A 20,242-nucleotide genomic window follows, 5' to 3' on the forward strand; every position below is an offset into this window, starting at 1 on the left:
GATTCTCCCTCCCCCGATGAGGGAGAGGCAGAGCCCCTACCGGTCCGCGATCGCGGCGCGGAGCACGTCGTGGTCCGAGAACGGGAGGGTGCGATCGCCCACGATCTGGCCGGTTTCATGGCCCTTGCCGGCCACCACCAGCACGTCGCCGGGGCCGAGTTCGCGCACCGCCGTGCGGATCGCCTCCGCGCGGTCCCCGATCTCCTGGGCGCCGGGTGCTGCCGCCAGGATCGCGGCGCGGATCGCGGCCGGGTCCTCGCTGCGGGGGTTGTCGTCGGTCACGACGACCCGGTCGGCGAGCCGCGCCGCGATGGCGCCCATCAGCGGGCGCTTGCCCCGGTCGCGGTCGCCGCCGCAGCCGAAGACGAGTGCGAGGCGACCGCTGGCGAAGGGGCGCAGCGCGGTCAGAACGCTCTCCAGCGCCTCCGGCTTGTGGGCGTAGTCGACGAGGCAGAGCCCCCCGTTCGCCTCGCCGATCCGCTCCATCCGGCCGGGCACGCCGGTGAGGTGGTCGAGCGCGGCGAAGACGCCGGCCGGGTCGGCGGCACCCGCGGGCGTCGCCAGGACGAGGCCGGCGGCGACCAGCGCGTTCTCCACCTGGAAGGCGCCGACGAGCGGCAGGCGCACCGTGTGGCGCCCGTGATCTCCGTCGAGGTCGAGGCCTTGCGCGAAGCCCTCGGTGCGGGCGGCCGTGAGGCGGATCGCATCCCCGCCCCGGCCCGTGGTGCGGACCGGTCGGCCCGCCGCTTCCGCCGCCGCGATCACCCGCTCGGCGAAGGGCCCGTCGGCGTTGATGATCGCGGGCCGGCCCGCGGGCAGCAGCGTGTCGAACAGGCGGAGCTTGGCTGCGAGATAGGCCTCGATGTCGGCATGGTAATCGAGATGGTCGCGGCCGAGATTGGTGAAGCCCGCGGCGGCCAGCCGCACGCCGTCGAGGCGGCGCTGCTCGATGCCGTGCGACGAGGCCTCCATGGCCAGATCCGTGACGCCCTCCTCCGCCAGCCGTGCCAGGGTCTCGTGAAGGGTGACCGGGTCGGGCGTGGTCAGCGAGCCGTACCGCGCGCCGCGGTTCGTGACGATGCCGACCGTGCCGAGGCTCGCCGCGTCGCGGCCGAGCCGGGCCAGGATCTGCCGCACGAAGTCGGCGACCGAGCTCTTGCCGGCCGTGCCGGTGACCGCGACGACGGTCTCGGGCTGGCGCGGGTGGAGCGCGGCCGCGGCGAGCGCCAGCGCACGGCGGGCGTCGGGGACCGCGATCCAGGGTGTGCCCGCGGGCAGATCGGCGGGCTTCGCGCCCTCCCCCGCGACGGCGACCGCGCCGGCACCGGCGGCCGCGGCCGCGAAGGCTCGCCCGTCCGCCTTCGTGCCCGACACCGCGACGAAGACCATGCCGGGCGCGGCCCGGCGGCTGTCGGCGGTGACCGCGGACGCGGGCAGGCCGGCGACGTCCGCGCCGGCCTCCGGGAACAGGGTGCCGAGCGTCGTCATCGCCCGTCGACCTTGTCGGCGTGGTAGGCGCCGAGCTTCACCATCAGCGGGAAGGGCTTCACCGGCGGTTCGAACTGGGGCGGCAGGCCGAGGATCGGCGCGACGCGCTCGATCACGCGCCCCGTCACCACGCCGGAGTTCCAGGCGGCGGTGGCGTAGCCGCCCGATTCCGGCAGGCCCTGCGGCTCGTCCATCAGGGTGACGAAGAGGTATTTCGGGTTGTTCATCGGCGCGGCCGCCATGAAGGTGGTGAACAGCCGGTTCTTCACGTAGCGCCCGTTGATCACCTTCTCGGCCGTGCCGGTCTTGCCGCCGACGTAGTAGAGCGGGATCGAGGCCTTCTTGGCCGAGCCCTCGACCGCGTTGAGGCGCATGATGAAGCGCATCGCCTCGCTGGTGTCGGAGCGCAGCACCCGCGTCGCCTTCTCCATCGCCGCGTCGGGGGTGGTCTTCAGGAAAGTCGGCGTCATCAGGAAGCCGCCGTTGGCGATCGCCGCGACCGCGGCCGACGCCTGGAGCGGGGCCACCGCGAGGCCGTGGCCGAACGCGATGGTGATCGTGTTGATCTCGGTCCAGCGCGGCGGGATGATGGGGGCGGCCGATTCCGGCAGCTCGGTGCGCAGCCGGTCGAGCAGGCCCATCTTCTTCAGGAAGGCCTTGTGGCCGGGCACGCCGACGCCGAGCGCCATCTTGGCCGAGCCGATGTTGGAGGAGTGCGTGAACACCTCCGGCATGGTGATGACCCGGTTGGTGCCGTGGTACTCGTGGATCTTCTGCCGGCCCCAGTTCAGCACGCCGCCGCGGGTGTCGAAGGTCGAGTTGACGTTGAACTTGCCCGATTCCAGCGCCATGGCGAGCGTCATCGCCTTGAAGGTCGAGCCCATCTCGTAGACGCCTACATTCATCCGGTTGATCCGGTCGGGCGAGAGCGCGTCCTTCGGGTCGTTCGGGTCGAAATCCGGCATCGAGACCAGCGCGATCACCTCGCCGGTGGTCACGTCGAGGATCATCGAGGCGCCGGCCTTGGCCTTGAAGTGCTCGATGCCCCAGGCGAGCTCGTCGCGCACCGCGAACTGGGCGCGCAGGTCGAGCGAGAGCTGGACCGGCTTCAGGTCGGTCTGCTTGGCCACGAAGCCGAACTCGTTGAGGGCCTTGTTGCCCTGCGTGTCGATGTACTTCTCGATGCCGGCGATGCCGATATTGTCGAGGTTCGTCGCACCGATGATGTGGGCGGCAGCGACCCCGTTCGGGTAGACGCGCTTGTGGTCGGGCAGGAAGCCGATGCCCGGGATGCCCAGGCGGTGGACCTCGGCCTGCTGCTTCGGGGTCAGCTCGCGCTTCACCCAGATGAAACCGGGATCGGTCTTACCGCGGCGCTTGAGCCACTCCTTCTTGTCCTCGATCTTCTTGCGCAGGTCGCCGGCGTCGAGCGTCGGCAGCACCGCGGTCAGAAGCTCGACCGCCTCGTCCACGTCGTAGATGTTGCCGGGCTCGGCGAAGACCGAGACGGTGCGGATGTCGGTGGCCAGGACCTCGCCGTTGCGGTCGACGATGTCGGGCCTGATCGTGGTCGTGGCGGCGGCCGCCACCGCGTGCTCGTTGAGGCCCTTGCCCGGGAAGGCGGCGCGGTAGATCAGCTTGCCGCTGATTGCCCCGAATACGCCGAGGAAGGCGAGGCCGACGATCGCGACGCGGGTGTGCGAGCGCTCGATGGCGAGGCGGAACATCGACCCGACGAGATCGGCGAGCGGGCGCCGCCGCGGCCGCAGCGCCGCGACCGCCGCCGCCAGCCGGGAGGCCTCCTCCGGCGCGACCACAGCCTCCGGGGCTTGAACCTCCGGGCCTCCGGCTTCCGCCCCGTGGCCGGCCTCGGGATGTTCGGCAGCCGCCAGGTCCGGAACCGGCTCGTGCGGGTCCAGGTGCGCGATCGTGAAGGGCTCCGCGCCGGGGTGGCCGAGGGCGTCGCCGGGCGCGGCGGATCCGGCCCCCGACGCCTCGGCCCGGCCTCGCGCGTCGTGGGTGTGGTGGGCGTCTTCGGACACGGGCGCTACCTCGAAGCCGTGGTCGGCGTGCGGGTCGTGGTGACGGTGCGGGTGAGCGAGCCGGTGGTGCGCGGCTCCGGCGCGCCGTCCTTCGGCGTCGCGGTGGCGGCGAGCAGCCGGCCGATCTCGTCGCCGCGCTCGGGCCGGGCCGGCAGGTCGCTGAAGCGGCCGAGATGGCTCACCCCGATCGGCTCGAGGGCGAGGTGCTTGGCCACGGCCGCCTGGAGCCGGTCCGGCCGGGTCAGGAGCTGCCACTCGGCGCGCAGCACCGCGATGGCCTGCCGCTCCTTGTGCAGAGCGGTCTTCAGCTTCGAGACCTGACCGCCCTGGTAGAGCGTGTCGTACTTGATCGAGTAGGCGTAGATCGCCGAGGCCACGAGGCCGCAGACCGCCAGCAGGTTGAGGAGACGGATCACCGGCGTGCGCCTCCGCGCGGTTCGGGCAGGCTGGCGAGGGTGCGGATCGCGTCGAGCGGCGCGGGCGCGGGCGCGGCGGTCCGCTCGGCGGCGCGGAGCTTGGCCGAGCGGGCGCGCGGGTTGCGCGCGGTCTCGGCCTCGCCGGGCAGGATCGGCCCCTTGGTGACGGGCTGGAAGCTGCGCACCGGCACGTCGCCCGGCAGGGCGCCCGGCAGGTGGCGCGAGCCCTGCGAGGAGCGGCCGCTGCGGGCGGCGAAGAACTGCTTGACGATGCGGTCTTCGAGGGAATGGAAGGTTACCACGGCGAGCCGGCCGCCCGGCCGCAAGGCCCGCTCGGCGGCGTGGAGCGCGCGGACCAGCTCGCCCAGCTCGTCGTTGACCGCGATGCGCAGGCCCTGAAAGGTGCGGGTGGCCGGGTGAATGCCGCTGCCGGGCTCGGCCCGGACGACGCCGGCCACGAGGTCGGCGAGCTGCGCCGTCGTCTCGATCCGGCCGCGGCGGCGCGCCTCGATGATCGTGCGGGCGACCGCGCGCGCCCGCCGCTCCTCGCCGTAATGGTAGACGATGTCGGCGAGCACCGCTTCCTCGGCCTCGTTGACGATGTCGGCCGCGCTTGGTCCGTCCGCGCCCATGCGCATGTCGAGCGGCCCGTCGTGCCGGAAGGAGAAGCCGCGCTCCGGCTGGTCGAGCTGCATCGAGGAGACGCCGATGTCGAGCACGACCCGGTCGGCCAGTCCCCCGCTGGTCTCGCCCTCGCCCGTGTCGGCAAGCAGGGCGTCGAGGTCGCCGAAGCGGCCGGGCACGAGGCGCAGGCGCCCGCACGCCTCGGCGACGAGGCCGGCGCCGGCCGCGATGGCGCTGGGGTCGCGGTCGATCGCGACGACGCGTAGCTCCGGCTCGGCCGCCAGCATGGCGCGGGTGTAGCCGCCCGCCCCGAAGGTGCCGTCCACGGCGAGCGCCGCGCCCGGAAGGGCGAGCGCCGCGATCACCTCGTCGAGCAGGACCGGGATGTGGGGTGCGGCGGGGACCTGGCCGGCCGGCCGCTTCATCGCGCCCTCGCGGCGGGGATCGGCCGGGTAGCGGGAATCCGTTCGGCCCGCCCGCACGGGACGGCGTCTGCGCTGGATCGGCTCATGGGCACCTGCGTCCGACCGCGCTCCCGCCGACCGGAAAGAGAGGACGCCGACGACCCGGCGGGGCGCAAAGCCCCGCCCGCGGGCGCTCCCTGCGCCTCGGCAGGGCGTGCCCGTCGGGCCGATCGACGCCGTTGACGGTATGGTTCCGGTTAACATGGGCCTCGGATGATCGTCAACGCACCCTAGACTGCCGGACGGTGCGCACCGATCAGATCGCAGCAAGGTTAACCGAACGTTATCCGGCGGCCGGATTTGGGGAAGTATCACCGCCGGCACGCGGGCGCAGACCCGCGGGCCCGCGCGCTATTGCTCAGGCGCGCTCTCGGTTGCGCACGAATATTTCGCACCCGTGCGGGATGTTCGTGGAGTCGCGCCAGTCTCGCCCGGTTTCCGGTGCCGGACATCCCCCGGATGCGGGATGCCGGCCGTGGAAGCGGGCGGATCAGGCGGCCTGTAAGCCGGGTTCTGTAGGGCTCCGGACGCCTCGCGGCATCCGGAACGTGGCAGCCATTCCTCTGGGACGGCCGTTGCCGGCCGCCTCGAGCAACCAACCCGGGCGACTGGCCTGGAGAGAGGGCCTGCGGCTGCCTTGCGGGCACCCGCGCGCCGCCCCTATTCGGTTTTGCTCCCGGTGGGGTTTGCCGTGCCGTCCGCGTTGCCGCGTCCGCGGTGCGCTCTTACCGCACCCTTTCACCCTGACTCCGCGGCGGGCCCGAAGGCCCGTCGGAGCGGTCTGCTCTCTGTGGCACTGTCCCTGGGGTCGCCCCCGCCGGAGGTTATCCGGCACCGTCTCTCCATGGAGCCCGGACTTTCCTCCCCGGGCCTGAGGCCCGGAGCGGCCGCCCGGCCGCCTGATCCGCGGCCGGGATGCGCCGCGAAGGCCCGCGCGTCAAGGATGGGTACCGGGCTTGCCCGGTGATTGGGCAGGCCGGGATTTGAGGCAGGCGCTTGCGGCCGGCCCGGGGCGGGCGCACCCTCGCGCCGGAGGACGGCGCCCGCGCGACGCGATCCGGCCCGCGGGCGCTCCTCGCCAGAGGAGAGAGCCATGACGGAGACGACCTGGACCCTCGACACCGTGCAGACCCTGCGCGCGCTCGCCCGCGAGGGGATCCCGCCCGCGGTGATCAGCCTGAAGCTCAAGCGCCCCGTGGAGGCGGTGCGCGCCAAGCTCGCCGAACTCGGCATCACGCCGTCCGCGACGCTCTGAGGGCGCAGCACCCCGCTGGTTCTGCCCGTGCCGGCGCAGGCGCGGGCTCGGGGCAGTCGACGGTGCGCTCCCGGGCCGCCTCACCAGCTCCCGGTATTCTCCATCGAGGCCCAGGGCTCCTGCGGCGGCTTCGCGCCGCCCTTCTGCAGGATCTCGATGGAGATGCCGTCCGGCGACTTCACGAAGGCCATGTGGCCGTCGCGCGGCGGGCGGTTGATGGTGACGCCGGCCTCCTTCAGCTGGCTGCAGAAGGCGTAGATGTCGTCGACCTGATAGGCGAGGTGCCCGAAATTGCGCCCGCCCGTGTATTCCTCGGGATCCCAATTGTAGGTCAGCTCGACCAGCGGTGACTTCGAGGCCTCGGCGCGCGCGACGTCGCCGGGGGCGGCCAGGAAGACCAGGGTGAAGCGGCCCCGCTCGTTCTCGACGCGCCGCACCTCCTTCAGGCCGAAGATGTCGACGTAGAATTTGAGGGCCCGGTCGAGGTCGGCGACCCGGACCATCGTGTGCAGATACTCCATCAGGCAGCTATCCCTCTGGTGCGGCGGGGCTTTTCCGTTGCCCTGATCGGAATGCGGCAAGGCTTGCCCTGCGCTGCGAGTGCCCGCGGAGGCTCCCGATCACCGCCGTAGCTAGGGCCTCATAGCCGGGCGAGTAGATCACGAGAAACGCCCTGATCGGGCGCCGGCCTGGTCGCAGGTGTGAAAGCAGCGCGGAACGAGGGCTCGCGGCGCAGTTCGCCGCAGGCGCTGAGGCAACATTTTGCAACGCCGCCGGAAGCGATATAAAAATCATTCCAACCGGGCTGCCATGTGGTATGCCAGAGATCGCCCTCCCGCCCGACGAGATGGATACGCCCATGGACGGCTCGACCGACTCTGCGAACGTGCAGGCTTGACCATGGAGGCCGTTCACGATGCCGCCCACTGGGCACAGGCCGTCACGCAGGCTTACGCAGCCGATGCCAAGCCGCCGCTGACGCAGGATCTGGTCCGGCGGGTTCAGGCCACCCTGCTCGAGGCGCTCGCGTCCGCAGACGATCAGGGTGCGCCGACCGATGTCGCGGACCGGCTTAACGCGGCTCTCGACGGCTTCGAGGTCGAATTGCGGGCGGTTGCCGGCCCCCGCATCGCGTCCCTCGACGCGGCGGCGGGTTCCGTCGTCATGGAGCACCGCTCCGAGGCCGGGCAGCCGCTGCGCGCCTTCGGCGGCCAGTAGCCGAGCCGCCGAGCGCATCAACCGATTTCAACCGTCTTCAACGAATAGCTGGAAACCAGATCACACCATGAGTGAGGCTCCCGGGACAGTCAGGCAGTTCGCGCATCCCGGTCGGGGCCGGGAGCGCGCGAGACCGGTGCCGAAGGGACGGCAGGTCGAGCCGCGCGCGAAGGTAGAGATCGAGGCGCTACTCGGCGACCGCTCGCGGCAGCGCGACCTGCTGATCGAGCACCTGCACCTGATCCAGGACACCTACGGCCAGATCAGCGCGGCGCATCTCGCCGCCCTGGCCGACGAGATGCGCCTGGCCTTCGCGGAGGTGTTCGAGACCGCGACCTTCTACGCGCATTTCGACGTGGTGAAGGACGGTGAGGCCGACATCCCCCGCCTCACGGTGCGCGTCTGCGACAGCATCACCTGCGCGATGTTCGGGGCCGAGAAGCTCTTGGAGACCCTGCAGGCGGAGCTGGCAGGCGACGTGCGCGTGGTGCGCGCGCCCTGCGTCGGCCTCTGCGACCATGCCCCGGCGGTCGAGGTCGGGCACAACTTCCTGCACCGCGCCGACGTGGCCTCCGTGAAGGCGGCGGTCGAGGCCAAGGACACCCACGCCCACATCCCGGACTACACTGACTACGCGGCCTACCGGGCCGGCGGCGGCTACGCCACGCTGGAGCGGATCCGCGCTGGAACGCTCACGGTCGACGACGTGCTGGCGGTGCTGGACGACGGCGGCCTGCGCGGCCTCGGCGGGGCGGGCTTTCCAACGGGCCGCAAGTGGCGCTCCGTGCGCGGCGAGCCGGGCCCGCGCCTGATGGCGGTGAACGGCGACGAGGGCGAGCCCGGCACCTTCAAGGACCAGCTCTACCTCAACACCGACCCGCACCGCTTCCTGGAGGGCATGCTGATCGGCGCCCACGTGGTCGAGGCGCCGGACGTCTACATCTACCTGCGCGACGAGTACCCGATCGCCCGCGAGATCCTGGCCCGCGAGATCGCCAAGCTGCCCCCGGGCGGCCCGCGCATCCACCTGCGGCGCGGGGCCGGCGCCTATATCTGCGGCGAGGAATCCTCGCTGATCGAGTCGCTCGAGGGCAAGCGCGGGCTGCCGCGGCACAAGCCGCCCTTCCCGTTCCAGGTCGGCCTGTTCAACCGCCCGACGCTCATCAACAACGTCGAGACCCTGTTCTGGGTGCGCGACCTCCTGGAGCGCGGGGCAGGCTGGTGGAAGAGCCACGGCCGCAACGGCCGCGTCGGCCTGCGCTCCTACTCCGTGTCGGGGCGGGTGAAGGAACCGGGCGTGAAGCTGGCGCCAGCCGGCCTCACCATCCAGGAACTGATCGACGAGTATTGCGGCGGCATGGCGGAGGGCCACACCTTCGCGGCCTACCTGCCGGGCGGCGCCTCGGGCGGCATCCTGCCGGCCGCGATGAACGACATCCCGCTCGATTTCGGCACGCTGGAGAAATACGGCTGCTTCATCGGCTCCGCCGCGGTCGTGGTCCTGTCGGACCAGGACGACGTGCGCGGCGCAGCCCTCAACCTGATGCGCTTCTTCGAGGACGAGAGCTGCGGGCAGTGCACGCCCTGCCGCTCCGGCACGCAGAAGGCCCGCATGCTGATGGAGAACGGCGCCTGGGACACGGAACTCCTGGGCGAGCTGGCGCAGTGCATGCGCGACGCCTCGATCTGCGGCCTGGGCCAGGCCGCCTCGAACCCGGTCAGCTCCGTGATCAAGTACTTCCCCGACCTCTTCCCGGGCCCGCGCGCCGTGGCGGCCGAATGACCGCCGCGAGCCCGAGCGCGAACCCGAAACCGACGCCCCAGCCCGGAGCGGACGCATGAGCAACGCACCCCACACGCACGGCGACAAGACCGGCGACAAGACCGAGCAGTCCGAGATCCGGGCTGCCGGACCCCAGGATGCCGGCGGCCCGGCGCCCGGCGCGGGCCCGGCCGCGGGCGGGTCGTACTCGCAGGGCGTGAAGGCCGGCGGCCAGGCGGCGCCCGAGCCCACCGGGACCTTCGGCCTCACCGACCGACCGACCGCGCCCCCGACGATCCAGTTCGAGTTCGACGGGCAACAGGTCGAGGCGCAGCCCGGCGAGACGATCTGGGCGGTCGCCCAGCGGCTCGGCACGCACATCCCGCATCTCTGCCACAAGCCCGAGCCCGGCTACCGGCCGGACGGCAATTGCCGGGCCTGCATGGTCGAGATCGAGGGCGAGCGCGTGCTCGCCGCCTCGTGCAAGCGTACGCCGGCGGTCGGCATGAAGGTGAAGTCCGCCACCGAGCGGGCCGTGAAGGCCCGCGCCATGGTGCTGGAGCTGCTGGTCGCCGACCAGCCGGAGCGCGCGACCTCGCACGACCCGGCCTCGCATTTCTGGATCCAGGCCGACCATGTCGAGATCAGCCAGAGCCGCTTCCCGGCGGCCGAGCGCTGGACCGGCGACTTCAGCCACCCGGCCATGAGCGTCAATCTCGACGCCTGCATCCAGTGCAATCTCTGCGTCCGCGCCTGCCGAGAGGTCCAGGTCAACGACGTGATCGGCATGGCCTACCGAGCGGCGGGCGCCAAGGTCGTGTTCGACTTCGACGACCCGATGGGCGGCTCGACCTGCGTCGCCTGCGGCGAGTGCGTGCAGGCCTGCCCCACGGGCGCGCTGATGCCCTCGGCCTATCTCGACGACGCGCACAACACCCGGACGGTCTATCCCGACCGCGAGGTCAAGTCGCTCTGCCCCTATTGCGGCGTCGGCTGCCAGATCTCCTACAAGGTCAAGAACGAGAAGATCGTCTACGCCGAGGGCCTGAACGGGCCGGCCAACCACAACCGCCTCTGCGTCAAGGGCCGCTTCGGCTTCGACTACGTCCACCACCCCCACCGGCTGACGAAGCCCCTGATCCGCCTCGACAACGTGGGCAAGGACGCCAACGATCAGGTCGATCCGGCCAATCCCTGGACGCATTTCCGTGAGGCGACCTGGGAGGAGGCGCTCGACCGCGCCGCCGCAGGCCTCGTCCGGATCCGCGACACGCACGGGGCCAAGGCGCTCGCCGGCTTCGGCTCGGCCAAGGGCTCGAACGAGGAGGCCTACCTCTTCCAGAAGCTGGTGCGGCTGGGCTTCGGCTCGAACAACGTCGACCACTGCACGCGCCTCTGCCACGCCTCGTCGGTGGCGGCCCTGATGGAGGGGCTGAACTCGGGCGCGGTCTCCGCGCCCTTCTCGGCGGCGCTCGACGCCGAAGTGATCATCGTCATCGGCGCCAACCCGACCGTGAACCACCCGGTCGCCGCGACCTTCCTCAAGAACGCGGTCAAGCAGCGCGGCGCCAAGCTGATCATCATGGATCCGCGGCGCCAGACGCTCTCGCGCCACGCCTACCGGCACCTCGCCTTCCGGAACGGCACCGACGTGGCGATGCTCAACGCGATGCTCAACGTCATCGTGGAGGAAGGTCTCTACGACGAGCAGTACATCGCCGGATACACGGAGAACTTCGAGGCGCTGAAGGAGAAGATCGTCGACTTCACGCCGGAGAAGATGGCGCCGGTCTGCGGTATCGACGCCGAGACCCTGCGGGAGGTCGCACGGCTCTACGCACGGGCCAAGTCCTCGATCATCTTCTGGGGCATGGGCGTCAGCCAGCACGTTCACGGCACGGACAATTCCCGCTGCCTGATCGCGCTCGCGCTGATCACCGGGCAGATCGGACGCCCGGGCACGGGCCTGCACCCGCTGCGTGGCCAGAACAACGTGCAGGGCGCCTCCGACGCCGGCCTGATCCCGATGGTCTACCCGGACTACCAGTCCGTCGAGAAGGCGGCGGTGCGCGAGCTCTTCGAGGAGTTCTGGGGCCAGTCCCTCGACCCGCAGCGGGGGCTCACCGTCGTCGAGATCATGCGGGCGATCCATGCGGGCGAGATCCGCGGCATGTTCGTCGAGGGCGAGAACCCGGCGATGTCCGATCCAGACCTCAACCACGCCCGGCACGCGCTCGCGATGCTCGATCACCTCGTGGTGCAGGACCTGTTCCTCACCGAGACGGCCTTCCACGCCGACGTGGTGCTGCCGGCCTCCGCCTTCGCCGAGAAGGCGGGCAGCTTCACCAACACCGACCGGCGCGTGCAGATCGCCCAGCCCGTCGTCGCCCCGCCCGGCGACGCGCGCCAGGACTGGTGGATCATCCAGGAGCTGGCCCGGCGCATGGGCCTGCCCTGGAGCTACGGGGGACCGGCCGACATCTTCACCGAGATGGCGCAGGTGATGCCCTCGCTCGCCAACATCACCTGGGAGCGGCTGGAGCGCGAGGGCGCGGTGACCTACCCGGTCGACGCGCCCGACCAGCCCGGCAACGAGATCATCTTCTACGCCGGCTTTCCGACCGAGAGCGGCCGGGCCAAGATCGTGCCGGCCGCCATCGTGCCGCCGGACGAGGTGCCGGACGCCGAGTTCCCGATGGTGCTCTCGACGGGGCGCGTGCTGGAGCACTGGCACACCGGCTCGATGACCCGGCGGGCGGGCGTGCTCGACGCGCTCGAACCCGAGGCCGTGGCCTTCATGGCGCCCAAGGAACTCTACCGCCTCGGGCTGGAGCCGGGCGACACGATGCGGCTGGAGACGCGCCGTGGCGCCGTCGAGCTGAAGGTGCGCTCGGACCGCGACGTGCCGGCGGGCATGATCTTCATGCCCTTCTGCTACGCGGAGGCCGCGGCCAACCTGCTGACGAACCCGGCGCTCGACCCGATGGGCAAGATTCCGGAGTTCAAGTTCTGCGCGGCGCGGGTGACACCGGTCCCGCCGATATCCGTCGCCGCCGAGTGACCTCCGGCCGGTCCGCCACGCGGCCGGCGGCACGCCTCGACGTGCCGCCGGGCCCCGACGCTCGACAGCTTGATACCGGCGCGCGGGCAGAGCCGATCCGGTCAACCGGCAACGGTGTCGGGCGCCGATCCCAGGGCTGAGTGCCGGAAGGCTGGTTTTGCCGGCCTCACGCCTCCGCGAGCGCCACGGCGCGGGCGGCCGGCAGGTTCTGTCGCAGCTCGCGCGTCACCGAAGTCGATGCCGCCACCGTGCCGAGATTGGCGAAGGTCTCGTGGTTCTTCTCGATGGCGGAGAGGTCGTAGAGGTAGTTGACCATCAGCCCGTGGGACTGCCTCAGCCCCTTGCGCGAGACGTCGCCCAGGAAGTTGATGCGCTCCAGCCGCGCGCCGTTGCCGAGATGGAAGCGGGCGACCGGGTCGATGGGCCGGCCGCGCGGGTTCTTGGCGCGCAGGAAGTAGGCGGCCGCCGCCGGGATCAGGGCCTTGCGCACCGCGTCGGACTTCGCCTTGTCGGCGCACCAATCGGGCTCGTCGAGGAGCCGCAGGGTCTCGACGTCGTCGCGGGTGATGCCCTGCGGCGCGTCCGCCCGGCGCTCGCGGTCGAGCCAGGCCGCGAAGCCCGGCACGGGCGAGAGCGTGACGAAGGTCTTCAGCCCCGGGATCTCGCGGGCGAGATCCTCCACAACCTGCTTGATCAGGAAGTTGCCGAAGGTGACGCCGGCGAGCCCCCGCTGGCAGTTCGAGATCGAGTAGAAGATCGCCGTGGTGAACGCGCGCGGGGAGAGCGTCCGGCGCTCCTCGCTCAGGATCGGTGCGATGGCCGGCGCGATCGCGTCGGTGAGCGCCACCTCCACGAAGATCAGCGGCTCGTCCACCAGCGCCGGGTGGAAGAAGGCGAAGCAGCGCCGGTCGGCGGGCTCGATGCGCCGGCGCAGGTCCTCCCAGCCCTGGATCTCGTGCACCGCCTCGTAGCGGATGATCTTCTCCAGGATATGGGCGGGCGTCGTCCAGTCGATGTGGCGCAGCACCAGGAAGCCGCGGTTGAACCACGAGGCGAAGAGGTGCTCGAAATCGGAATCGAGGCTGGCGACGGCGTCGGTCACCTCCGGCGGGCAGGCCGGATCGTCGCCCAGCGCCTTGCGCAGGTCGAACAGGTCCTCGCGCATCCGCACGAGAGCCAGCGTGCCGTCGCGGGCGAGGTTGAGGCGGCGGATCAGCTCCTGGCTGCGCGGCTCCACCGCCGCGTGCAGCGCCCCCAGGCGCGCGCGCGACGGCTCCAGCCGGTAGGCCTCGATCGCCGCGTCGACCGCCGCGTGGTCGGCGTCGAAATCGACGGCGATGCGGCGCAGGAAGTCGTGGCGTTCGGGAGCGGTGAAGCTGGCGTAGCGGTCGAGGATCAGGCGGGCCAGGGCCACGCCGGAGGCCTCGCCGCGGCGGGAGATCAGGTCGTCGCAGAGCTTGACCAGTTCGGCCGCGCTGGCGCGGGCCGCGAGGTCGCCGCGACTGATCCCGATGAGGTCGCGGCCGCGGTCGCTGATCGTCTGGATCAGGTCTCCGAAGAAGGAGCTCGTCGCCATGCCTCGCCCGCTCCCCGACACACCGCCGATACCCCGGTGCGCCTGTTTCTATGGCGAGAGCGCGTCGGCGGCCAGGGGCCGCTCCCGCGACGACCCCGCGCGCCGCGTCAGGTCCGGCCGCCCTCGGCGATCACCGCGCGGTCGGCGCGCTCGCGCCAGTCGCCGATGCCGTGCTGGCGGGCGAAGCGCAGCTCCGCGGCCCGCAAGGCCCGCTCCGGATCGCGCGCGCGCTGGATGCCGACCGAGCCGACGGTGAAGGGGACGCCCAGAATCTCCCTGGCGAAATCGATACGGTAGTTCGACACGCGGAACTCCCTGATCGTGTTGCGGTTGCATCGTCATCCGGCCGAATCGGCCGGGGAGATGGCTAGGATCACCGTCATACAAAACGATGATTCGTCCGCCGCCAAGTGTGACGGGCGGCCGATCCCGTGCGTGCGGGCGCGATTCAGCGCTTTTTCGCCGGTCCGGAGCCTCTCCAGAACCCCGATATGGTGGTCCGATCCCCCGGATGAAGGGACTGCGCCATTCCTTCGCGCCCCTGCCCCGCGGGCGGGCCGGTTGTCAGCACGCCCACTCGGGCCTAACCGGCACCTCCGTCCTACCTCAAAAATTCTGCCCTCAGAGCCCCGCGAGGTCCCATGCCCGCCATCCGTTCGCCCCTGGCCCGCGCGGGCGTGCAGGCATGAACGGAGGCCAGGATTCGGCCGGTTCCCTGACCGCGCGGGCGCGGCTCGGCCTCACGCTGATCGCGGGCGGCGCGGTCGCCAACATCTACTACAACCAGCCGCTGCTCGCCCTGCTGACGGCCGAGTTCGGCGACGCGGCGGCCCTCTGGGTGCCGGCGGGCTGCCTTGTCGGCTACGGCCTCGGCATCGTCGGGCTGGTGCCGCTCGGCGACGGGCTGCCGCGCCGCACGCTGATCGTGGGCCAGCTCCTCGCGCTGGCGCTGGCCCTGGTGGCGGCGGGCCTCAGCCCAAACCTGCCCGCGCTGGCGCTCGCGAGCCTCGCGATCGGCATCCTCTCGTCCGCGGCGCAGCAGGCTGTGCCCTTCGCGGCCGAGCTGGCGCCGGACGCCTCGCGGGGCCGCGTGGTGGGCCAGGTGATGACGGGGCTCCTCACCGGCATCCTGCTCGCCCGCACCGCGAGCGGCTTCGTGGGCGCGCATCTCGGCTGGCGGGCGGTGTTCCTGGCGGCGGCCGGCGTGGCGCTCGCGATGGCGGGGATCGCGCGGGCCACCCTGCCGCACACGCCGCAGGCGCGGCGCCTGCGCTACCGCGCCCTGATGCTCTCGATCTTGCATCTCGCCCGCACGCAGCCGGTGCTGCGCCGGGCGAGCCTGTCCCAGGCGCTGCTGTTCGCGAGCTTCAACGCCTTCTGGGTGACGCTGGCGCTCCTCGTCGAGGCGGAGCCCTTCAACCTCACGGCGGCGGGCGCGGGCCTGTTCGGGGTGATCGGCGTGGCGGGCGCGCTGGTGGCGCCGCTCTCTGGCCGCTTCACCGACCGGCGCGGGGCACGGCCCGTCGTGGTGGGCGGCGCCGTGCTGGTGATGGCGGCCTTCGGGGTGCTGTGGGCGGCCGGGCAATGGTCGCTCGCCGCGGTGGCTTTGGGCGTGCTCCTCATCGATATCGGCCTCAACGGCGCGCTCATCGCCAACCAGACCCGGGTCTACGCGCTGGCGCCAGGCGCCCGCGGCCGGCTCAACACGGTGCTGTTCACCGTGATGTTCGTGTTCGGGGCGGCGGGCGCCTTCGCGGGCTCGAAGGCCTTCCTCCTCGGCGGCTGGCCCGCGGTCTGCGCGGTCGGCCTCGGGCTGTCGGGCCTCTCGCTCCTCGTCGCCCTCACCGACCCGCACGGGCGGCTGGCCCGAGGGCTCTGAGCCCTTGTTTTGACGCGCTCTCTTGCGCCGAACCGGCATCCACTTCGGCGGAGAGCGCTCTATCTCTTTGTGGTCGCACGATGATTTCGGATAGCCGGATTCCACTTTTCCGCATCGTGCTCTAGCGCAGCACCCGCGAGAGCCGGCACCACTCGCCCTTGTCGGCCGGCAGGCCGAGGCGGAGCAGGTCCGGCCGGTCGGCGAAGCGCCGCACGTAGATCCCGGCCGCGCCGAGGCGCCCGAACAGGCCCGGCGCGTCCGCGAAGCGCGCGAGCCGGAACAGGCAGGTGCCGCCGACGACCGCGCCGCCCGCCCGCGCCAGCATCCGGTCGAGCCGGGCGGCGTCGGCGGCGCGCGCCGCGGCGGCCTCCGCGCGCCACGCCCGGTCGGCGAGCGCCGCCCGGCCGATCGCCAGCGCCGGCCCCGAGACCGCCCAGGGCCCGAGCGCCGCGGCGATCCCGCGCGCCGTCTCCGGGACCGCCAGCGCGAAGCCGAGGCGCAGCCCCGCGAGCCCGTAGGTCTTGCCGAAGGAGCGCAGCACCACGAGGCTAGGGACGAGCGCGCCCGCGAGGCTCGGGCCCGGTTCGAGGTCGCAGAAGGCCTCGTCCACCACGAGCAGGCCGCCGCGCCGGCCGAGATCCCGCGCCAGCGCCAGGAGGGCGGCGCCCGGCAGCACGCGCCCGTCCGGGTTGTTCGGGTTGACCGCGACGACGACCTCGGCCTCGTCCGCCGCGGCGAGGTCCGGCACGACGGCGACGGCGTGGCCGCCCCGGGCCCAGGCACCCGCGTGCTCGGCGTAGGTCGGCCCGACTACGGCGACGCGGGCGGGCGGGCGCAGGCGCGGCAGGGTCTCGATCAGGATCTGAGTGCCGGGCGCGGGCACGACGTGGTCCGGATCGGGCGCGCCGTAGGCTTCGGCGGCCGCCGCGCGCAGCGCCGCCGCGTCGGCCGCGGCGGGCAGGCGCTGCCACAGGCTGGCATCGAGCGCCGGGCACGGATAGGGAACCGGGTTGATCCCCGTCGAGAGGTCGATCCAGGGCTCGGGCGCCTCCGGGAACAGGGTGCGCGCCGCGCCCAGATCGCCGCCATGCGCCGCCGGCGCGGTCTCGACTCCGCCGGAACCCCGATGTCCTGGACCGAACTCGCTCATCCGCCCGCCACGTTCGGCATCCTGGCCCTGGCGCTGGCGATCGAGGCCGCCGCCGGCTACCCGGACGCGCTCTACAGGGCGCTCGGCCACCCTGTCACCTGGATCGGCCGGCTCATCGCGGCGCTCGACCGGGGGCTGAACCGGGGCGGCTTCGCCCGGCGCCGGTCCATGGGCGTGCTGGCGCTCATCGTTCTGCTCGGCACGGTCGGCGCGGCGGCCCTGGCTCTGACGGCGCTGCTCGCGCTCGCCGGCCCTTATGCCGGCCTCGTCCTGCTCGCCGTCCTCTGCGCGAGCCTGCCGGCGCAGCGCAGCCTGCACGACCATGTCGCGGCCGTCCCGCGCGCCCTGCGGGCGGAGGGTCTGGCCGGCGGGCGGCGCGCCGTGTCGATGATCGTCGGGCGCGACCCCGAGACGCTCGACGAGGCCGCGATCTGCCGGGCCGCGATCGAGAGCCTCGCCGAGAACTTTTCTGACGGGATCGTGGCGCCGGCCGTCTGGATCGGCCTCAGCGGGCTGCCGGGCGGCGCCCTCTACAAGGCGGTCAACACGGCCGACAGCATGATCGGCCACCGTACGCCGCGCCACGAGGCCTTCGGCTGGGCGGCCGCGCGCCTCGACGACCTCGTGAACCTGCCGGCCTCGCGGCTCACCGCCGGGCTGATCGTCGCCGCGGCGGGGATCCACGGCGTCCGCGCCGGTTTCGACGCGGGTGAGAGCCGGCCCTCGCCCGGGCGCGCTCTCGCGGCGGTGCTGCGGGACGCCCGACGACACCGCTCGCCCAATGCCGGCTGGCCCGAGGCGGCGATGGCGGGCGCGCTCGGGCTGGCGCTGGCGGGGCCGCGCGTCTACGGCGGCACCGTGGTGGCGGATGCCTGGATGGGCGACGGCCGGGCCGCGGCCGGCCCGGCGGATATCGAGCGGGCGCTCGCGCTCTACCGCACCGCCTGCCTGCTGCTCTGGGGCCTCGCCGCCGCGGCCGCGGGGCTCGGCTTCCTGCTCTGATCCGATCCCGTCGAGCCCAGGGAAGGCGCCTCCCTCTCCCCGCACGCGGGGGGAGGGGATCCGCTGCAGCGGCGCGCCAGGTCAAAACTCGATCCGCTTGGCCCCGCGAGGGGTTGCTTGCGACCCATTGCAGACCCTGTGAATGTCCGCTCAGCGGCAACTCAATGGGCAGGCACCGCGTGACAAGCGGAGGGGACCTAAACGGGCGTGACGAGTTTGCACACAGCCCGGATCAGCTCCGCCTGGTGCTCAGCGTGTAAGTGAGGCGCCTGCCGTACTCGAACTGCTAGGCCGCGGCCATTGCCCGGTTCACCTTCACCGCATTCACGAGCGCCGAGCGTTTCAGACTGGTCTGCTTGGTCAGATTGCGGATGACCTGAGTGTGGGCCTTGGCGACGGTGTGGTTGAGGGCACGGGATAGGGCGATCGGAGCGTTGGCCCCGAGCACCGCGAGTTGGTTGGCGAAGCGGCCGAGCAAGGCGTCGCCGGTGAAGGTCAGGGCGGACATGCACACCTCAGACTCATCACCTTAGCTAATCAGCGGAACAGGCTCAAGACGTTCTGAGGCACGGCATTGATGATACTCAACGCTTGGATACCGAGCTGCTGCTGGGTCTGCAGCGCCTTCAACTTGGTAGATTCTTCTTCGATGTCTGCGTCAACGAGATTTCCGATCGCGCTCTGCTGAATATCTGAAAGCATCGTGAGCAGCTCAGATTGCCCGGTGATCATCGCTTTGAAGCTCGCCATCCTCGTGATGGAATCTGTGACATTATTTATAATCTTGTCAACGAATTGAATGAATCCATGTATTTGATCTTGAGTGGTATGAGGTGTTACCGCAAGGGCAGTTCCCGGCCCAGCTAAAGAGACATAATTATAGCCAACAACGATGTTTTCGCCTGCAAGATTTTTTCTGAAGCTGCTGGCGACTAATTGTGTAGTGTCGAGGATGCCTTTCGGGGATCTATCTGGCTCTTGGAAACCCTCGTCTCTCGTAGTAGCGCCCGACACGGTGCCATACCCAATATCTATGGCACTATGGCCGGCCGTAGGGGGAGCGATTGTAATATCAATGGCTGAGTGAGGCCCAGAGGCATCGAGGCTGAATGTCAATCCCACATACGGGAATGCGTATGCGGATACATTTATCTCAGCTATGTTTTCGATACCGACGGATTTGCTCTGATATTGTGTTTTAATTTGCTCAGAAATCTCAGATACTATGTCCCAGCGCGAAACATCGGATAGGTTCGTGAAGCCACGAGCAGCCAAAGTCGATCCATTTATTAGAACATCATAAACTACAGCTGGGTACTTGTCCCGAAACGGTCTGATTTCCAGATGTATTTCGGATCCGCCGCTAAAATCGATGCCGTCGCCTTCGTTGGTCACAGTAAAGCTTGATGCTGGTGCGCCAGAAACCTGGAAGGAGACAACGTCTCCTGCCGACAGGTCGGACACGGCGATGTCGACGTAACTCGCCTGCGGATCGCCAAACTGATCAATAGGATGATCTGCTGGCACCCCCGCCACAGGTGCGGCGACGCCGTTTGTATAACTACCGATGATAGTTTTGCTCATATCGCGGACGTACAAGCGCAATGTTCCATCACCTTGCTTGTTCGTGCCAGCGTAGGAGGCTGTAATCTGCGAGCTGAGGCCTGATGAATTTATACTTTGTGCGAGCCTGTATATTTGATCAATTGTTTCGCTGCCGGTGACAAGTGGCGTGTGTGGGACGACAGTGTTGGCGTCAAAAAGGGCCAATGAAGCAATGTCCAGCTTTTCTATCTTCGTTGACAAGGTCCCGTTGTCGCTGCGCGGGGCGCCTAAAACGAAATTGGCATAGCGGGTCCAATTTGGATTGCTGGCGCCAGAATCGACTGATAGCCAATTCTGACCATTCGCGGATGCGGTGTCAGCATTCGTCCGTAGCTTCTGTTGTAAAATTTCGATCTCGCCCTGAAGCTTTGGCCGATCAGTATTCTCGGACATGGCGCTCACAAGGCGCTCACGGATTTCCCCGAGATCGGCCAAGGTTGTTGTGAGGCCAACCGTTGTCACGTCGATACCAGCCGCACCAAGAGCGAGGCTTGATTTGATAGCGCTATTGATACCGCGATCAGACCGCAACGTCGAGGCGATGGCCCAGTAGGCGGCGCCATCAGCGGCCGAACTTATACGTTGGCCAGTCGAGAATCGGTTATTGGTAGTGTCAATCTGACTGTTGATCGAGCGCAAGGTCTGTAGCGCTATCACCGCCGAGCTATTGGTCAGGATGCTGGTCATGAAGCACGCGATC

The 20,242-nt window shown here is 70.3% G+C and carries 16 protein-coding genes and 1 other RNA gene; 6 read left to right on the forward strand and 11 right to left on the reverse strand.

From position 1 onward, the window contains the following. Positions 1-36: 36 nt before the first annotated feature. The 5 genes from DK427_RS20760 to rnpB form a co-directional block, all read right to left on the reverse strand. Positions 37-1,488, reverse strand: a complete 1,452-nt coding sequence (locus DK427_RS20760; RefSeq protein ID WP_109953017.1) for a UDP-N-acetylmuramoyl-L-alanyl-D-glutamate--2,6-diaminopimelate ligase — start codon at positions 1,486-1,488, stop codon at positions 37-39. Then, positions 1,485-3,407: a peptidoglycan D,D-transpeptidase FtsI family protein gene (locus DK427_RS20765; RefSeq protein ID WP_425452605.1), complete on the reverse strand. Its 1,923-nt coding sequence runs from the start codon at positions 3,405-3,407 to the stop codon at positions 1,485-1,487. The genes DK427_RS20760 and DK427_RS20765 overlap by 4 nt, the downstream gene beginning before the upstream one ends. Before the next feature lie 128 nt (positions 3,408-3,535). Then, entirely contained in the window at positions 3,536-3,946 is a 411-nt protein-coding gene (gene ftsL / locus DK427_RS20770; RefSeq protein WP_109953020.1) for a cell division protein FtsL, read from the reverse strand. After that, positions 3,943-4,995 carry a 16S rRNA (cytosine(1402)-N(4))-methyltransferase RsmH gene (gene rsmH / locus DK427_RS20775; RefSeq protein ID WP_109954293.1) on the reverse strand — a complete coding sequence of 351 codons (1,053 nt, stop codon included), beginning with the start codon at positions 4,993-4,995 and terminating at the stop codon, positions 3,943-3,945. The genes ftsL and rsmH overlap by 4 nt, the downstream gene beginning before the upstream one ends. Positions 4,996-5,520: 525 nt before the next feature. Further along, positions 5,521-5,937: RNase P RNA component class A (rnpB, locus tag DK427_RS20780), an RNA gene on the reverse strand. A gap of 190 nt (positions 5,938-6,127) precedes the next feature. Here rnpB and DK427_RS26800 point away from each other — a divergent pair. Next, positions 6,128-6,289, forward strand: a complete 162-nt coding sequence (locus DK427_RS26800; protein ID WP_204165206.1) for a hypothetical protein — start codon at positions 6,128-6,130, stop codon at positions 6,287-6,289. 80 nt (positions 6,290-6,369) lie between these two features. On the opposite strand, the gene DK427_RS20785 is transcribed toward DK427_RS26800, so the two are convergent. Continuing rightward, positions 6,370-6,810: a VOC family protein gene (locus tag DK427_RS20785; protein ID WP_109953023.1), complete on the reverse strand. Its 441-nt coding sequence runs from the start codon at positions 6,808-6,810 to the stop codon at positions 6,370-6,372. A gap of 379 nt (positions 6,811-7,189) precedes the next feature. Between DK427_RS20785 and DK427_RS20790 the strand changes: the two genes are divergently transcribed. From DK427_RS20790 to fdhF, 3 genes are all read left to right on the forward strand, one after another. Continuing rightward, positions 7,190-7,507, forward strand: a complete 318-nt coding sequence (locus DK427_RS20790; protein ID WP_109953025.1) for a hypothetical protein — start codon at positions 7,190-7,192, stop codon at positions 7,505-7,507. Positions 7,508-7,574: 67 nt separating this feature from the next. Then, on the forward strand, positions 7,575-9,290 hold the full coding sequence (locus tag DK427_RS20795; protein ID WP_109953028.1) for an NAD(P)H-dependent oxidoreductase subunit E: 1,716 nt from the start codon (positions 7,575-7,577) through the stop codon (positions 9,288-9,290). A gap of 55 nt (positions 9,291-9,345) precedes the next feature. Further along, positions 9,346-12,330, forward strand: coding sequence for a formate dehydrogenase subunit alpha (fdhF, locus tag DK427_RS20800; RefSeq protein WP_109953030.1), 2,985 nt, complete (start codon positions 9,346-9,348; stop codon positions 12,328-12,330). A 166-nt stretch (positions 12,331-12,496) separates the two neighbouring features. Here the strand turns inward: fdhF and DK427_RS20805 are convergent, their stop codons facing one another. Together DK427_RS20805 and DK427_RS20810 are read right to left on the reverse strand one after the other, a co-directional pair. Further along, positions 12,497-13,906: a malonyl-CoA decarboxylase gene (locus DK427_RS20805; protein WP_109953032.1), complete on the reverse strand. Its 1,410-nt coding sequence runs from the start codon at positions 13,904-13,906 to the stop codon at positions 12,497-12,499. A 107-nt stretch (positions 13,907-14,013) separates the two neighbouring features. Next, positions 14,014-14,211 carry a hypothetical protein gene (locus tag DK427_RS20810; RefSeq protein WP_109953034.1) on the reverse strand — a complete coding sequence of 66 codons (198 nt, stop codon included), beginning with the start codon at positions 14,209-14,211 and terminating at the stop codon, positions 14,014-14,016. 380 nt (positions 14,212-14,591) lie between these two features. On the opposite strand from DK427_RS20810, the gene DK427_RS20815 reads away from it, so the two are divergent. Beyond that, on the forward strand, positions 14,592-15,785 hold the full coding sequence (locus DK427_RS20815) for an MFS transporter (protein WP_109953036.1): 1,194 nt from the start codon (positions 14,592-14,594) through the stop codon (positions 15,783-15,785). Between the two features lie 121 nt (positions 15,786-15,906). Here DK427_RS20815 and cobD read toward each other — a convergent pair whose 3' ends face one another. Beyond that, positions 15,907-16,935, reverse strand: coding sequence for a threonine-phosphate decarboxylase CobD (gene cobD, locus DK427_RS20820; RefSeq protein WP_109954294.1), 1,029 nt, complete (start codon positions 16,933-16,935; stop codon positions 15,907-15,909). Between cobD and cbiB the strand changes: the two genes are divergently transcribed. Then, positions 16,912-17,937 carry an adenosylcobinamide-phosphate synthase CbiB gene (gene cbiB / locus DK427_RS20825; RefSeq protein ID WP_109954295.1) on the forward strand — a complete coding sequence of 342 codons (1,026 nt, stop codon included), beginning with the start codon at positions 16,912-16,914 and terminating at the stop codon, positions 17,935-17,937. The genes cobD and cbiB overlap by 24 nt on opposite strands. A gap of 286 nt (positions 17,938-18,223) precedes the next feature. Here cbiB and DK427_RS20830 read toward each other — a convergent pair whose 3' ends face one another. Then, a complete protein-coding gene (locus tag DK427_RS20830; protein ID WP_109953038.1) occupies positions 18,224-18,445 on the reverse strand; it encodes a hypothetical protein in 222 nt (73 codons plus the stop codon). A gap of 29 nt (positions 18,446-18,474) precedes the next feature. Next, positions 18,475-20,229 (reverse strand): flagellin N-terminal helical domain-containing protein, encoded by a 1,755-nt coding sequence (locus DK427_RS27410; protein WP_162559868.1) that lies wholly within the window; start codon positions 20,227-20,229, stop codon positions 18,475-18,477. Between the last annotated feature and the right edge of the window lie 13 nt (positions 20,230-20,242).

Source organism: Methylobacterium radiodurans (assembly GCF_003173735.1).
Classification (GTDB): Bacteria; Pseudomonadota; Alphaproteobacteria; order Rhizobiales; family Beijerinckiaceae; genus Methylobacterium; species Methylobacterium radiodurans.